Genomic DNA, 14379 nt, shown 5'->3' on the forward strand with positions numbered 1-14379 from the left:
ACCCAAATTAGAGGAGGAAATGAAAATGGCTAAAATGTATTATAACCAAGACGTAAACGAACAGGTACTCAAAGGAAAGACAATCGCGGTAATCGGCTATGGTTCTCAAGGTCATGCACACGCTCAAAATCTTAAAGAATCAGGATTTAACGTGGTAGTTGGAGTGCGTCCAGGAAAATCTTTTGATCAGGCGAAAAATGACGGTTTGCAAGTAGGTACAGTAAAAGAAGCGGCAGAAGCGGCAGACGTGATCATGATTCTAGTGCCCGATGAAAAGCAGACGCAAATCTATAACGAAGAAATTAAACCATCATTAACAGCCGGCAAGTCACTTGTATTCGCACACGGCTTTAATGTTCACTTTAACCAAATCGTTCCACCTGCAGACGTGGATGTATTCTTGGTAGCTCCGAAAGGTCCCGGACATCTAGTACGCCGTACTTACGAAGCAGGTGCCGGAGTTCCTGGATTGTTCGCAGTTCATCAAAATGTATCGGGAGAAGCACAGGAAGTGGCACTTGCTTATGCAAAAGGAATTGGAGCTACACGTGCAGGCGTGTTGGAAACCACATTCAAAGAAGAAACGGAAACGGATCTATTTGGAGAGCAAGCAGTACTTTGCGGGGGTGTAACTTCACTGGTGAAAGCTGGATTCGAAACACTTGTTGAAGCTGGATACCAACCGGAACTTGCGTATTTCGAATGCATGCACGAATTAAAGTTGATCGTCGACCTAATGTACGAAGGTGGCTTGTCAGGAATGCGCTATTCAATTTCCGATACAGCTCAATGGGGAGATTTTGTTTCAGGACCACGTATTGTCGATGCAGACACAAAAGCCCGTATGAAAGATGTTCTTACAGATATTCAAACAGGTAAATTTGCAAAAGGATGGTTGCTTGAGAACCAGTTAAACCGTCCGGAATTTACAGCAATTGAAAAAGCGGAAGAATCTCATCAAATCGAACAAGTTGGCCGTGAACTTCGTGCCATGATGCCCTTTGTCAACGAAGGGAAAAAAGCAAAAGAAAAAGAGGTGGTCGCCAGTGGTTCAAATTGACATCTTTGATACAACGCTACGGGATGGAGAACAGTCGGCGGGAATAAATTTGAATACATCCGAGAAAATCGAAATCGCCAGACAGCTTGAACGACTTGGAGCAACAATCATTGAAGCCGGTTTTCCTGCTGCTTCCCCAGGAGACTTCGATGCAGTAAAACGCATTGGGAATACGGTGAAAAACTCGATAGTCACCGGGCTGGCACGCTCGGTGAAAGGAGATATTGACCGGACATGGGAAGCTCTGAAAGGAGCAGAACAGCCACATATTCATATCTTCCTGGCGACCTCACCGATTCATATGGAACATAAATTGATGAAAACACCCGATCAAGTGGTAGATATAGCTGTTGAATCTGTCCGGTACGCCAAAAAATTCTTCCCGCTGGTCCAGTGGTCAGCAGAAGATGCTTCCCGGTCGGATCCTGAATTTCTAGCTCATATTATCCGTAAAGTGATTGAAGCAGGTGCTACAACAATCAATCTTCCGGATACGGTTGGTTATGCTACACCGCATGAATATGGAACAATGTTTAAATACATTTCAGAAAACGTTGCAGGTATTGAAAAAGTGAAGCTGTCGGCCCATTGCCATAATGATCTTGGAATGGCTACAGCGAATACATTGGCTGCTATTGAAAACGGAGCAACTCAAATTGAAGGAACAATTAACGGAATCGGTGAACGTGCAGGAAACGTGGCGCTGGAAGAGGTCGCGGTAGCCTTGCATATACGCAAACAAGTATACGGCATTGAAACCGGCATTAACTTGAAAGAGATTAAACGTACAAGCCAATTGGTCAGCCAATTGACAGGCAGTATTATTCAGCCGAATAAAGCGGTAGTCGGCAAAAATGCCTTTGCCCACGAATCTGGAATCCATCAGGATGGCATGTTAAAAAATCCGTTGACGTATGAAATCATCACACCAGAATTGATTGGAGACGCGAAGACGGAGTTAGTGCTTGGCAAACATTCAGGCAGACACGCTTTCAAAGACCGTGCAATTAAAATGGGCTTTGACTTGGATGAAGAGAAACTAAATAGAGCTTTTATAGAATTTAAAAAATTGGCAGACAGCAAGAAAGAGATTGTAGAAGATGACTTGTTCGTCTTGCTGACAGATCAGCAGATCAATGAAAAAGATACACCGGTTTATGAATTGGCGAGCGTACAGGTTCAATACGGTACAGCCAACATTCCGACAGCTACAGCATCGGTGTATCATCCGAATGGTGAGCTGATCAGTGAAGCCGCAACTGGCGCTGGATCAGTAGAAGCGATTTTCAATACATTGGAACGTATCGTCGAAGGTAAAGTGCATATTCTGGATTATCGGGTAACATCCATCGGTAAAGGCCGTGATGCACTTGGTGAAGCGGTCATCAATATGAGTTATGAGGGAGAGCCTGTTACAGGACGTGATGTGGCGCAGGACGTTTTGGAAGCTACAGCTAAAGCATATTTGAATGCAGTAAATCGCCAAATCGTTAAAAAGGGACATAAGGTGGAAGTCGTCATAGGATAAAGAAATTAAATTAACCGAGGAGGAACATAGTATGGAAAAAACAATAGCTGTATTGCCAGGAGACGGAATTGGACCAGAAGTTACAAAAGCGGCGATAAAGGTATTGAATTCAATTGCCATGCGATATGGCCATACGTTTCATTGGAAGCATGCAGAAATCGGAGGAGCAGCAGTGGATAAATATGAGGTTCCTTTGCCGCAAGAAACGATTGATGCTTGTGAAGCAAGTGATGCTATCCTCCTTGGAGCGGTCGGCGGCCCGAAGTGGGATCAGAATGCTGCCCATATGCGTCCGGAAAAAGGCCTGTTGAATATCCGGAAACATTTTGACTTATTTGCCAATATCCGACCTGTAAAAGCAGTACCTGCGCTTCTTGGTTCATCTCCATTGAAAGAAGAGATTGCGAAACAAGTGGATATGGTAATTGTCCGGGAATTAACAAGTGGTTTGTATTTTGGAGAACCGAAACAGCGTTCGGAAGATGCGGCGGTAGATACTTTGGTCTATACAAGAAAAGAGATCGAGCGTATTGTCGACACAGCGTTTGAAATGGCACGTAACCGGAGAGGCAAAGTCACTTCTGTTGATAAAGCAAATGTACTGGAGACGAGTAAGCTTTGGAGACAAGTGGTAGAAGAGCGCAAACAAGAATATCCAGATGTGGAAGTTGAACACATGCTGGTCGATTCAGCAGCGATGAAATTAATTACTGATCCCCGTGCGTTTGATGTTATCGTCACTGAAAATATGTTTGGTGATATATTGAGTGATGAAGCTTCGGTAATTACAGGATCTTTGGGTATGTTGCCTTCAGCAAGTGTCCGTTCAGATGGCTTTGGCTTATACGAACCGGTACATGGCTCAGCACCAGATATTGCAGGACAGAACAAAGCCAATCCATCAGCTGCAATTTTATCGGCGGCGATGATGCTGAAGCAGTCGTTTGGAATGCATGCGGAAGCTGGAGCCATTGAAGCTGCAGTGATGAGCGTTATGGATGACGGCTATTGCACAGGTGATTTGTCGGCTTCCGGCAACAAAGTTGTATCGACAGACCGATTTGTGACGAAAGTTATTGAAGAATTAGAACGTGAATTGGTATCCGAACATATTATGTACTCTTACGTCTGAGTGAAAGGAGCAGCTGACATGGCAAAAACGATTATTGAAAAGGTTTGGGAACAGCACATTGTCTTCGAAGAGCAAGGAAAGCCGGATCTCCTTTATATCGACCTTCACTTATTGCACGAGGTGACCTCCCCACAGGCATTTGAAGGGCTGCGGTTGAATGGCCGGAAAGTGCGCCGGCCGGATTTATGTTTTGCGACCATGGACCACAATGTTCCGACAAAAAACCGGTCGGTGATCACGGATCCGATTTCGCGGAAACAGATCAAGACACTTCAGGAAAATTGTGATGAATTCGAAGTGCCTTTGGCGGGAATCAATCATCCTGACCAAGGTATTGTCCACGTCATCGGTCCTGAACTGGGATTAACTCAACCGGGTAAAACAATTGTCTGTGGTGATAGTCATACCTCCACTCACGGTGCATTCGGTGCTTTGGCATTCGGCATTGGTACGAGTGAAGTGGAACACGTATTATCGACCCAGACTCTATGGCAATCAAAACCAAAAACAATGGAAATACGAATTGACGGTGACCTGGGCTTCGGAGTATCTTCGAAAGATGTGATTCTGGCTATCATTTCGAAATTTGGTGTCGATATGGGAACAGGCCATATTATCGAATATACAGGAGAGGCAATCCGGAAGATGACAATGGAAGAGCGAATGACCATCTGCAATATGTCGATCGAAGCGGGAGCGCGAGCAGGTCTGATCAGTCCGGACAAAACAACTGTTGAATATTTGAGAGGCCGCCGCCATGTGCCGGAAGGAGAAGCTTTTGAACAGGAAGCGAAACGTTGGTTGGCACTTGCATCAGACGAAGGCGCAGAATATGATATTTCCTTATCAATTCACGCAGATGAGATATCACCTTTCGTAACTTGGGGAACGAATCCGTCAATGGGCTCCGGAATTGCAGATCATGTGCCCTATGCAACAAGTTATGAAAAACAGGCCGACCGTGATGCCCTCCAGCAGGCACTTGACTATATGGAGCTGGAGGAGGGGCTGTCGCTTTCTGCTATTGAAATCCAACATGTCTTTATCGGCTCCTGCACAAATGCGCGGCTTGGTGATTTACGGGCGGCAAGTACCATCGTCGAAGGTAAAAAAGTTCATCCTTCGGTAACGGCGATTGTCGTTCCTGGCTCGGAGACGGTCAAACGTGCGGCGGAAGCGGAAGGCTTGGATAAAATATTCCTGGAAGCCGGGTTCGAATGGCGGGAGACAGGGTGCAGTATGTGTCTAGCGATGAACGAAGATGCCGTCCCAGCAGGGGAACGCTGTGCTTCGACTTCAAACCGGAATTTCGAAGGCCGCCAAGGAGCAGGTTCGATGACGCATCTTGTCAGTCCAGTAATGGCGGCAGCAGCAGCGATTGAAGGGCATTTGACGGATGTCCGGAAATTTATGAAAGAAGCCGTTCCTACAGCATAACTTTAATCAATGAGGAGGTATATTAATGCAGCCGATCAATGAAGTCACCAGTGTCCTGACTCCTTTGGACCGGAAAAACGTAGACACCGATCAAATAATTTCAAAAGAATTTCTGAAACGTATTGAACGTACCGGCTTCGGAAAATACTTATTTCATCATTGGAGATTTAATGCCGACGGCACGCCAAAAGAGGATTTCGTTCTAAATGATCCGCGTTACACAGAATCGAAAATTTTAGTGGCTCAGGAAAACTTTGGCTGCGGCTCCTCGCGTGAACATGCTCCCTGGGCAATACAGGATTACGGCTTCAAAGTTGTAATTGCTCCAAGCTATGCAGATATCTTCTATAATAACTGTGTTAAAAATGGTATATTGCCGATCCGGTTGGCACACCAGGAAGTGGACGAACTAATTCATAAAGGTCAGCAAAGCCCATACCGACTTGATGTCAACTTGGAAGAACAGACGGTACTTGGTGAAGATGGAAGCCGCTACACTTTTACGATCGATCCCTATTGGAAAGAGATGCTTTTAAAAGGGTGGGACGAGATTGCGCTGACGTCTCAGTATGAATCTCAGATTGCAGCCTTCGAAGCAAAGCGGTCTGTGTAACACCTCATTATTAATAATAGGAGATGGTTTTGTTGGGAATTCGTATGATACAGTAGGCTTATTTAATGCATTCGAGAAATTGGCACCGATTGTTCACCGTACACCTTGCAAGCAATCGCATACGCTGAATTGTCTTACAGGCAGTGAAGTTTCATTAAAATTAGAAAACTTGCAGAAAACCGGGTCGTTTAAAGTACGGGGCGCTTTCAATAAAGTTAGCCAATTAACAGATGCTGAGTGTGAAAGAGGCATCATCTGCGCCTCTGCCGGGAATCATGCACAGGGCGTAGCAATGGCTGGCAGGGAAAAAGACGTGCCGGTGACGGTATTCATGCCAGAAAATACGCCGGAATCAAAAGTGATGGCTACAAGGGAATATGGAGCGGAAGTCCGGCTCGTCGGGAAAAGTTTCGATGAAGCTTATGCTGCAGCAAAAAAAGAGCAGCTGATGACAGGGGCGGCTTTTGTGCATCCTTTTGACGATATGGCCATTATTGAAGGTCAGGCAACAGTTGTAATGGAAATGCTGCAACAATGTCCGAACCTTGATACCGTCGTTGTGCCGGCCGGGGGAGGAGGACTGCTGGCTGGCACAGCCCTTGCTGTCAAAGCGATTCGTCCTTCCGTGCGGGTAATTGGTGTGCAGGCAAAAGCAGCTTCTGCTATAGCCTCCATATTTCACGATACCAATAGTAAGGTTGTTCCATTTCTGACAACTATAGCGGAAGGCATTAATGTAAAAGAGCCTGGCAAGCTGACAACAAAAATCATTCAAAAGTATGTTGATGATATAATCACCGTTAGTGAGCAGGAAATCGCCTCGGCGATACTGTTTATGCTCGAGCGGGAAAAAATGCTTGTTGAAGGAGCGGGGGCTGCGGCAATAGCCGCAGTGCTTTACCGTCATTTGCCTGTTAAATCTGTTCACACGGGCATCATTGTCAGTGGTGGCAATTTTGATATTGGAAAACTCGAAGCATGCAGAAAGATTGCCGCTGGTATGACTGTGGTCAGTTCCTACTAAATATATAGAACTCCTTCGCTGAAAGCGGAGGGGTTTTATTTTGTTTATGATTATCAGACTTTTTTCTTTAGTTGTTACCTGCTCAAGTGGTTGACATCCATTTTAGGATTTGTTATTTTTATAAAAGTGCTTTAACGCTTTAGCAAACTAAAGGAGATAATTTATTATGAATGCAGTTATTGTGGCCGTATTGGTCATGTTGATATTAAGTCTATTAAGGGTGAATGTTGTTTTTGCATTGCTTATTGGTGCGCTTGCAGGAGGATTGAGCGGTGGGCTTCCGTTTATGGAAACTATAGGCGCCTTTACCTCAGGGCTCGGAGAAGGAGCGGAAATAGCTTTAAGTTATGCAATGCTCGGAGGGTTTGCGGTGGCCATTTCCCGTACGGGCATACCGGAACTGCTTGTACAGGGTGTATTGAAGATTGTAAATAAGGATGGACAGGCTACCAGAGAAGGTTTGGCAAAAGCGCTGATCGTATTGGCCCTTTTATCAATGGCCATTTTCTCGCAAAACCTGATACCGATTCATATCGCATTCATTCCGTTATTGGTTCCGCCGATTCTTCATATATTAAATGAATTGCGGATTGACCGCCGGTTGATAGCTGCGGTGCTGACATTTGGATTGACTGCTCCCTATATTTTATTGCCGTATGGCTTTGGACTGATTTTCCATGAGATCCTGGCAAATCAAATGGCGCTTGCGGGATTGCCGATTGATATGGCGGATATTCCGAAAGCGATGGCGCTGCCGGTGGCTGGCCTGGCTGTTGGTCTGGTCATTGCTGTCTTCATCTCTTACCGGAAACCGCGGGACTATCATGAAACTTCTTCTATAGAAGAAACTCGATTTAAAAAGGCATCCGTCAAAGACATTATCGTAACGGTCGTCGCTTTAGGTGCAGCACTGTATGCGCAGATTGAAACAGATTCGATGATCGTTGGAGCGCTCGCTGGGATTGTTGTGCTGTATGTTTTCGGCGCGATGAAATGGAAGGAAGCCGACGATGTACTGAGCGAAGGGATGCGCATGATGGCATTCATCGGATTCGTCATGATCACGGCGAATGGTTTTGCTTCAGTCATCACGGCGACAGGGGCTGTAGAGCCGCTGGTGAGCAGTGTGTCTGACTTATTTGCCGGCAACAGAGGCCTAGCTGCATTGATGATGCTGGTCGTCGGATTGTTTGTGACGATGGGCATCGGTTCGTCGTTCGCGACAATACCGATCATCGCAGCAATCTTCGTTCCGCTGAGTATGGAATTCGGATTTTCTACAATTGCAATCATCGCATTGATCGGTACAGCCGGTGCACTCGGTGATGCAGGCTCGCCAGCCTCCGACTCAACGCTTGGCCCGACTGCCGGACTGAACGTGGACGGCCAGCACAATCACATATGGGATACGGTTGTTCCGACGTTCATCCATTACAATATCCCGCTCGTAATTTTTGGCTGGATAGCTGTAATGTTGCTGGGTTAAGTATGAAATGTTCGGACTATTAGCGTATAGGTTGAATCTCAAGAAAATCCTGCTATACTAATAAAAGCGAATTGAAAAGAATTTCGTGGAAACACTTGCGAAGTTCTTTTTTATTTTGTATAATGGTGAATGTTGGTCTTTGACTGCGATGAAGCGAGAGGTTACCGATACACCCGGCCGCTTTGCCATGGCGAGTGATTGGAAAATTTTCGTGGAGAATGTCTATCAAAAATAGGCGAAAAGGAGGGAAAATAATGGCAAAACAGAAAATTCGTATCCGTTTAAAAGCATATGATCACAGAATCCTTGATCAGTCTGCTGAGAAAATTGTGGAAACTGCAAAACGTTCAGGTGCTAGTGTTTCGGGGCCGATCCCGTTGCCGACTGAAAAGTCTATATACACAATCCTGCGTTCAGTCCATATCTACAAAGATGCTCGTGAGCAGTTTGAAATGCGCACACATAAACGTCTGATCGATATCGTCAATCCTACACCACAAACTGTAGATGCATTGATGAAATTGGATTTACCATCTGGCGTTGACATTGAAATTAAACTTTAATCGGTAAACGAAATATAAAACACAAAAATTTGCAGGAGGTGTGACAAATGACCAAAGGAATCTTAGGTAGAAAAATCGGTATGACGCAAGTTTTTGCTGAGAACGGTGATTTAATCCCTGTAACTGTAATTGAAGCTGCTCCAAACGTAGTGCTTCAGAAAAAAACAGTTGAGGTTGACGGCTATGAAGCAGTCCAACTAGGTTTTGAAGACAAGCGCGAAAAGCTTTCAAACAAACCTTCTAAAGGACACGTCGCAAAAGCTAACACTGCTCCTAAGCGCTTCATTCGCGAACTTCGCAATGTAAACTTAGCTGATTACGAGATTGGTCAGGAAGTCAAAGTTGATGTATTCGCAGAAGGCGATGTAGTAGATGTAACAGGAACAACGAAAGGTAAAGGTTTCCAGGGTGTTATTAAACGCCACGGACAATCACGCGGACCAATGAGTCACGGTTCACGCTACCACCGTCGTCCTGGTTCAATGGGTCCGGTTGCTCCTAACCGTGTATTCAAACAGAAGAAATTACCTGGTCAAATGGGTGGCAACACAATTACGATTCAGAACCTTCACATCGTGAAAGTTGATACTGAGCGTAACTTGCTTCTTATTAAAGGTAATGTTCCTGGATCTCGCAAAGCATTGATTCGTGTGAAAACAGCAATCAAAGCTAAATAATTATTTTTTGAAGAAAGGAGGAAACAGGAATGCCTAAAGTAGCTTTATTAAATCAAACAGGTTCACAAGTTGGAGATATCGAGTTGAACGATTACGTATTCGGTATCGAACCAAATGAATCAGTACTATTTGACGCTGTAATCGCTCAACGCGCTTCACTTCGTCAAGGTAACCATAAAGTAAAAAACCGTTCTGAAGTAGCCGGTGGCGGTAAAAAGCCATGGCGCCAAAAAGGGACTGGACGTGCCCGTCAAGGTTCGATCCGTTCACCACAATGGCGTGGAGGTGGAGTTGTCTTCGGACCAACACCACGCAGCTACAGCTATAAATTGCCTAAGAAAGTACGCCGTCTTGCAATGCGTTCAGCTTTGTCTACGACAGTAGTGAACGAAAACCTGATGGTACTTGAAGGGTTAACTTTTGACGCTCCAAAAACAAAGTCTTTCTTGCAATTGCAGAATGACCTTTCATTGGGCAAAAAAGTATTGTTCGTAACAGAGGATGTTAACGAAAACTTAGCATTGTCTGCTCGCAACGTTCAAGGTATGACAGTAATCTCTGCAACTGGCATCAATGTTCTTGATCTTCTTGGACATGACAAAGTTGTAATGACGAAAGCTGCAATCGAAAAAATTGAGGAGGTGCTTAGTTAATGGAAGCACGTGATATTCTAAAGCGTCCGGTCATTACTGAGCGTTCTTCTGAAGTAATGGCAGATAAGAAGTACACTTTTGAAGTGGACACTCGCGCAAACAAAACACAAGTTAAACAAGCGGTTCAAGAAATCTTTGGCGTGAAAGTTGAGAAAGTCAACATCATGAACTACAAAGGTAAATTCAAGCGCATGGGCAAACACGCAGGCTATACTAACAAGCGCCGCAAAGCGATTGTAAAATTGACTGCTGACTCAAAAGAAATCGAATTGTTCGAGATTTAATTCTCTAAGTTCTGATAGGAACTAACTAAAGAAGGAGGGAAACAACGTGGGGATTAGAAAATATAAACCTACCACAAACGGTCGTCGTAACATGACGAGTTCGGATTTCGAAGAAATCACAACGAACAAACCTGAGAAATCGCTTTTAGCACCAGTTAAGCGTAAAGGCGGCCGTAACAACCAAGGTAAAATTACTGTACGCCATCACGGTGGTGGACATAAACGTCAATACCGTGTCATCGATTTCAAACGTAACAAAGATGGCATTCCAGGACGCGTTGCTACAATCGAGTACGATCCTAACCGTTCTGCGAACATCGCATTGATTCACTATGCTGACGGAGAAAAACGTTACATCCTTGCTCCTAAAGGAGTCGGCGTTGGAACGCAAATCATGTCAGGCCCTGAAGCGGATTTCAAACCAGGTAATGCTATGGCATTGTCAGGCATCCCAATGGGTTCTACAATCCACAACATTGAAATGAAGCCAGGTGCAGGTGGACAACTAGTTCGTTCTGCTGGTACTTCAGCTCAAATCCTTGGTAAAGAAGGTAAATATGTAACAGTTCGCTTGCAATCAGGCGAAGTTCGTATGATCCTTGCTACTTGCCGCGCTACAATTGGTGCAGTTGGAAATGAGCAGCACGAATTGATTAACATTGGTAAAGCAGGACGTAACCGTTGGAAAGGCAATCGCCCAACTGTCCGCGGATCTGTAATGAACCCTAACGATCACCCACACGGTGGTGGTGAAGGACGTTCGCCAATCGGACGTAAATCACCAATGTCTCCATGGGGCAAACCGACTCTTGGATACAAAACTCGTAAGAAAACGAACCAATCCGATAAGTTCATCGTTCGTCGTCGCAAAAAATAATTTGATTACGCTACGGTTCGCTGAAAGAACCGTGGTGCAATCACGAAGGGAGGATCCCAAATGGGCCGCAGCTTGAAAAAAGGACCTTTTGCTGATGATCATCTTATGAAAAAAGTTGATGCACAAAAGGACTCTGAGAAAAAACAAGTGATCAAAACTTGGTCTCGCCGTTCTACAATTTTCCCGACATTCATCGGACAAACAATCGCAGTATACGATGGTCACAAACACATTCCCGTATACGTGACTGAAGACATGGTCGGCCATAAACTAGGAGAATTTGCTCCAACACGCAAATACGCTAGTCATGGTGCAGACGACAAGAAAACAAGACGTTAATTGAGAGGAGGATTTCCCCATGCAAGCAAAAGCTGTCGCTAGAACAGTCCGTATTGCTCCTCGTAAAGTCCGTTTAGTAGTAGATTTAATCCGAGGCAAGCAAATTGGCGAAGCTGTTGCGATTTTACAACACACTCAAAAATCATCATCGATCGTTATTGAGAAATTGTTGAAATCTGCAGCTGCAAACGCTGAACACAACTACGAAATGGATCTGAACAACCTGGTTGTCAGTGAAGTATTCGTTGACGAAGGTCCAACATTGAAACGTTTCCGTCCAAGAGCAATGGGACGCGCAAGCGCAATTAATAAACGTACAAGCCACATCACATTAGTGGTATCTGAGAAGAAGGAGGGATAATTCGTGGGACAAAAAATACATCCAATAGGTATGCGTATCGGAATCATTCGTGACTGGGAGTCAAAATGGTACGCTGAGAAAGACTATGCGACACTTCTTCACGAAGATATTAAAATCCGTGAATATATCGAAGCACGTTTGAAAGAAGCTTCAGTTTCCAAAATCGAAATTGAACGCGCTGCAAACCGTGTTAATGTTACAATTCACACTGCGAAACCAGGAATGGTAATTGGTAAAGGTGGTTCTGAAGTAGAAGTACTTCGCAAACAGCTTAATACAATGACTGGCAAGCGTGTACACATCAACATCATTGAAATTAAACGAGCTGACCTTGATGCGAGACTAGTTGCTGAAAGTGTTGCACGTCAATTGGAAAACCGTGTGTCTTTCCGTCGTGCACAAAAACAAGCAATCCAGCGCACTATGCGTTCTGGCGCTAAAGGGATCAAAACTCAAGTATCTGGACGTCTAGGCGGCGCTGACATTGCGCGTGCTGAACACTACAGTGAAGGTACTGTTCCGCTCCATACGCTTCGTGCCGATATCGATTATGCACATGCTGAAGCTGACACAACTTACGGCAAACTTGGCGTAAAAGTATGGATCTACCGCGGTGAAGTCCTTCCAACTAAGAAGAAATCTGAGGAAGGAGGCAAATAATATGTTATTGCCTAAACGCGTTAAATATCGTCGTGAGCACCGAGGCAAGATGCGCGGTGAAGCTAAAGGCGGCAAAGAAATCGCATTCGGCGAATACGGTCTTCAAGCATTAGAATCATCTTGGATCACTAACCGCCAAATCGAAGCTGCACGTATTTCCATGACTCGCTACATGAAACGTGGCGGTAAAGTATGGATCAAAATTTTCCCGCATAAACCATATACGAAAAAGCCTCTTGAGGTTCGTATGGGTTCTGGTAAAGGTTCACCTGAAGGCTGGGTAGCCGTAGTAAAAACTGGTAAAATAATGTTTGAACTTGCTGGAGTATCTGAAGAAGTGGCACGCGAAGCATTGCGCCTTGCATCTCACAAACTTCCGATTAAAACCAAGTTCGTAAAACGTGAAGAAATTGGTGGTGAATCGAATGAAAGCTAATGAAATCCGTGACCTAACCACTGCTGAAATCGAACAAAAAGTGAAATCACTGAAAGAAGAGCTTTTCAACCTTCGCTTCCAATTGGCTACTGGTCAATTAGAAAATACTGCTCGCATCCGCGAAGTACGTAAAGCGATTGCCCGTATGAAAACTGTGATTCACGAAAGAGTACTCAGTGGAAACAACTGATAAATCGAGAGGAGGTTTGCTAGTATGACTGAGCGTAATCAACGCAAAGTATACACAGGCCGTGTTGTGTCTGACAAAATGGACAAAACCGTTACAGTAATGGTTGAAACTCAAAAGAAGCATGCATTTTACGGCAAACGTGTAAAATACTCGAAGAAATATAAAGCTCATGATGAGCAAAATGAAGCTAAAATCGGCGATGTTGTTCGCATCATGGAAACTCGCCCACTATCAGCTACAAAACGCTTCCGCTTATTAGAAGTGGTAGAAAAAGCGGTTATCATTTAATTTAAATAATTTCGGAACTTAAGAAATTCCGGAGGGAGGTTACCTAAGTGATCCAACAGGAAAGTCGTTTAAAAGTTGCAGACAACTCGGGTGCTCGTGAAGTACTAACAATTAAAGTACTTGGTGGTTCTGGTCGCAAGACTGCAAGCATCGGTGACGTAATCGTTTGTACCGTGAAAAAAGCAACACCAGGTGGCGTTGTTAAGAAGGGTGAAGTCGTTAAGGCTGTTATCGTTCGCACGAAAAGCGGGGCTCGTCGTAAAGACGGTACTTACATCAAATTTGATGAAAATGCATGCGTCATTATCCGTGACGATAAAGGTCCACGCGGAACTCGTATTTTCGGACCTGTTGCACGTGAACTGCGTGACAACAACTTCATGAAAATCGTTTCACTTGCTCCTGAAGTTCTTTAATAAATCAATGTGCCATACCAAGGAGGTGCGACAGAATGCATGTTAAAAAAGGTGATAAAGTTAAGGTAATCTCAGGCAAAGACAAAGGCAAAACAGGCGTTGTTTTGACTGCTTTACCTAAAAAAGACCGTGTGATTGTTGAAGGTATCAATATCATCAAAAAACACACTAAACCGAACCAGGCAAGCCCGCAAGGCGGAATTGTCAGCCAGGAAGCAGCTATCCACGTTTCAAACGTCATGTTGCTTGACCCTAAATCAGGCGAGCCGACTCGTGTTGGATATAAGGTTGAAGATGGTAAAAAAGTTCGTGTTGCAAAAAAAACCGGTGAAAAATTAGACAACTAAAACTCTTG

20 protein-coding genes are annotated in these 14379 nt (G+C 44.5%); all 20 read left to right on the forward strand.

Features of this window, described 5'->3' with window-relative positions; genetic code table 11:
* The first annotated feature begins 25 nt into the window (after positions 1–25).
* The 20 genes from ilvC to rplX all read left to right on the forward strand — a co-directional run bounded on the left by ilvC (position 26) and on the right by rplX (position 14371).
* The gene (ilvC, locus tag DP120_RS16580) at positions 26–1060 is read left to right on the forward strand and encodes a ketol-acid reductoisomerase (protein WP_112224755.1); all 1035 of its coding nucleotides are present in this window, start codon (positions 26–28) and stop codon (positions 1058–1060) included.
* On the forward strand, positions 1047–2588 hold the full coding sequence (locus DP120_RS16585; RefSeq protein ID WP_112224756.1) for a 2-isopropylmalate synthase: 1542 nt from the start codon (positions 1047–1049) through the stop codon (positions 2586–2588). The genes ilvC and DP120_RS16585 overlap by 14 nt, the downstream gene beginning before the upstream one ends.
* A 31-nt stretch (positions 2589–2619) precedes the next feature.
* The gene (gene leuB / locus DP120_RS16590; protein WP_112224757.1) at positions 2620–3720 is read left to right on the forward strand and encodes a 3-isopropylmalate dehydrogenase; all 1101 of its coding nucleotides are present in this window, start codon (positions 2620–2622) and stop codon (positions 3718–3720) included.
* A gap of 18 nt (positions 3721–3738) precedes the next feature.
* Positions 3739–5157 (forward strand): 3-isopropylmalate dehydratase large subunit, encoded by a 1419-nt coding sequence (leuC, locus tag DP120_RS16595; RefSeq protein ID WP_112224758.1) that lies wholly within the window; start codon positions 3739–3741, stop codon positions 5155–5157.
* A 25-nt stretch (positions 5158–5182) separates the two neighbouring features.
* A complete protein-coding gene (gene leuD, locus DP120_RS16600) occupies positions 5183–5770 on the forward strand; it encodes a 3-isopropylmalate dehydratase small subunit (protein ID WP_112224759.1) in 588 nt (195 codons plus the stop codon).
* Positions 5727–6794 (forward strand): threonine ammonia-lyase, encoded by a 1068-nt coding sequence (locus DP120_RS16605; RefSeq protein WP_112224760.1) that lies wholly within the window; start codon positions 5727–5729, stop codon positions 6792–6794. Before leuD ends, DP120_RS16605 begins: the two co-directional genes overlap by 44 nt.
* A 166-nt stretch (positions 6795–6960) precedes the next feature.
* A complete protein-coding gene (locus DP120_RS16610) occupies positions 6961–8280 on the forward strand; it encodes a Na+/H+ antiporter family protein (RefSeq protein WP_112224761.1) in 1320 nt (439 codons plus the stop codon).
* Positions 8281–8534: 254 nt separating this feature from the next.
* Positions 8535–8843 carry a 30S ribosomal protein S10 gene (gene rpsJ, locus DP120_RS16615; protein WP_112224762.1) on the forward strand — a complete coding sequence of 103 codons (309 nt, stop codon included), beginning with the start codon at positions 8535–8537 and terminating at the stop codon, positions 8841–8843.
* Between the two features lie 47 nt (positions 8844–8890).
* Positions 8891–9520 (forward strand): 50S ribosomal protein L3, encoded by a 630-nt coding sequence (gene rplC / locus DP120_RS16620; RefSeq protein WP_112224763.1) that lies wholly within the window; start codon positions 8891–8893, stop codon positions 9518–9520.
* Between the two features lie 29 nt (positions 9521–9549).
* Positions 9550–10173 carry a 50S ribosomal protein L4 gene (gene rplD / locus DP120_RS16625; protein ID WP_112224764.1) on the forward strand — a complete coding sequence of 208 codons (624 nt, stop codon included), beginning with the start codon at positions 9550–9552 and terminating at the stop codon, positions 10171–10173.
* The gene (gene rplW, locus DP120_RS16630) at positions 10173–10457 is read left to right on the forward strand and encodes a 50S ribosomal protein L23 (protein ID WP_071152061.1); all 285 of its coding nucleotides are present in this window, start codon (positions 10173–10175) and stop codon (positions 10455–10457) included. The genes rplD and rplW overlap by 1 nt, the downstream gene beginning before the upstream one ends.
* 46 nt (positions 10458–10503) lie before the next feature.
* Positions 10504–11334: a 50S ribosomal protein L2 gene (gene rplB / locus DP120_RS16635; protein WP_112224765.1), complete on the forward strand. Its 831-nt coding sequence runs from the start codon at positions 10504–10506 to the stop codon at positions 11332–11334.
* 60 nt (positions 11335–11394) lie between these two features.
* A complete protein-coding gene (gene rpsS, locus DP120_RS16640; protein WP_112224766.1) occupies positions 11395–11673 on the forward strand; it encodes a 30S ribosomal protein S19 in 279 nt (92 codons plus the stop codon).
* A 19-nt stretch (positions 11674–11692) separates the two neighbouring features.
* A complete protein-coding gene (gene rplV / locus DP120_RS16645; RefSeq protein WP_084242185.1) occupies positions 11693–12034 on the forward strand; it encodes a 50S ribosomal protein L22 in 342 nt (113 codons plus the stop codon).
* Positions 12035–12037: 3 nt separating this feature from the next.
* The gene (gene rpsC / locus DP120_RS16650; RefSeq protein WP_071152057.1) at positions 12038–12694 is read left to right on the forward strand and encodes a 30S ribosomal protein S3; all 657 of its coding nucleotides are present in this window, start codon (positions 12038–12040) and stop codon (positions 12692–12694) included.
* 1 nt (position 12695) lies between these two features.
* On the forward strand, positions 12696–13130 hold the full coding sequence (rplP, locus tag DP120_RS16655) for a 50S ribosomal protein L16 (RefSeq protein ID WP_112224767.1): 435 nt from the start codon (positions 12696–12698) through the stop codon (positions 13128–13130).
* A complete protein-coding gene (gene rpmC, locus DP120_RS16660; protein ID WP_006828936.1) occupies positions 13120–13320 on the forward strand; it encodes a 50S ribosomal protein L29 in 201 nt (66 codons plus the stop codon). The genes rplP and rpmC overlap by 11 nt, the downstream gene beginning before the upstream one ends.
* Positions 13321–13344: 24 nt before the next feature.
* Positions 13345–13608 (forward strand): 30S ribosomal protein S17, encoded by a 264-nt coding sequence (rpsQ, locus tag DP120_RS16665; RefSeq protein ID WP_112224768.1) that lies wholly within the window; start codon positions 13345–13347, stop codon positions 13606–13608.
* 47 nt (positions 13609–13655) lie between these two features.
* Positions 13656–14024: a 50S ribosomal protein L14 gene (rplN, locus tag DP120_RS16670; RefSeq protein ID WP_112224769.1), complete on the forward strand. Its 369-nt coding sequence runs from the start codon at positions 13656–13658 to the stop codon at positions 14022–14024.
* 35 nt (positions 14025–14059) lie between these two features.
* A complete protein-coding gene (rplX, locus tag DP120_RS16675; RefSeq protein WP_112224770.1) occupies positions 14060–14371 on the forward strand; it encodes a 50S ribosomal protein L24 in 312 nt (103 codons plus the stop codon).
* Positions 14372–14379: the final 8 nt, after the last annotated feature.

This window comes from Planococcus halotolerans (assembly GCF_003289955.1).
GTDB classification, from domain to species: Bacteria; Bacillota; Bacilli; order Bacillales_A; family Planococcaceae; genus Planococcus; species Planococcus halotolerans.

Bases quoted from the DNA above. Each gene is read 5' to 3' on its own strand.
- ilvC (WP_112224755.1), top strand. From the start codon at position 26: ATGGCTAAAATGTATTATAACCAAGACGTAAACGAACAGGTACTCAAA.
- leuB (WP_112224757.1), top strand. From the start codon at position 2,620: ATGGAAAAAACAATAGCTGTATTGCCAGGAGACGGAATTGGACCAGAA.
- leuC (WP_112224758.1), top strand. From the start codon at position 3,739: ATGGCAAAAACGATTATTGAAAAGGTTTGGGAACAGCACATTGTCTTC.
- leuD (WP_112224759.1), top strand. From the start codon at position 5,183: ATGCAGCCGATCAATGAAGTCACCAGTGTCCTGACTCCTTTGGACCGG.
- DP120_RS16605 (WP_112224760.1), top strand. From the start codon at position 5,727: ATGAATCTCAGATTGCAGCCTTCGAAGCAAAGCGGTCTGTGTAACACC.
- DP120_RS16610 (WP_112224761.1), top strand. From the start codon at position 6,961: ATGAATGCAGTTATTGTGGCCGTATTGGTCATGTTGATATTAAGTCTA.
- rpsJ (WP_112224762.1), top strand. From the start codon at position 8,535: ATGGCAAAACAGAAAATTCGTATCCGTTTAAAAGCATATGATCACAGA.
- rplC (WP_112224763.1), top strand. From the start codon at position 8,891: ATGACCAAAGGAATCTTAGGTAGAAAAATCGGTATGACGCAAGTTTTT.
- rplD (WP_112224764.1), top strand. From the start codon at position 9,550: ATGCCTAAAGTAGCTTTATTAAATCAAACAGGTTCACAAGTTGGAGAT.
- rplW (WP_071152061.1), top strand. From the start codon at position 10,173: ATGGAAGCACGTGATATTCTAAAGCGTCCGGTCATTACTGAGCGTTCT.
- rpsS (WP_112224766.1), top strand. From the start codon at position 11,395: ATGGGCCGCAGCTTGAAAAAAGGACCTTTTGCTGATGATCATCTTATG.
- rplV (WP_084242185.1), top strand. From the start codon at position 11,693: ATGCAAGCAAAAGCTGTCGCTAGAACAGTCCGTATTGCTCCTCGTAAA.
- rplP (WP_112224767.1), top strand. From the start codon at position 12,696: ATGTTATTGCCTAAACGCGTTAAATATCGTCGTGAGCACCGAGGCAAG.
- rpmC (WP_006828936.1), top strand. From the start codon at position 13,120: ATGAAAGCTAATGAAATCCGTGACCTAACCACTGCTGAAATCGAACAA.
- rpsQ (WP_112224768.1), top strand. From the start codon at position 13,345: ATGACTGAGCGTAATCAACGCAAAGTATACACAGGCCGTGTTGTGTCT.
- rplX (WP_112224770.1), top strand. From the start codon at position 14,060: ATGCATGTTAAAAAAGGTGATAAAGTTAAGGTAATCTCAGGCAAAGAC.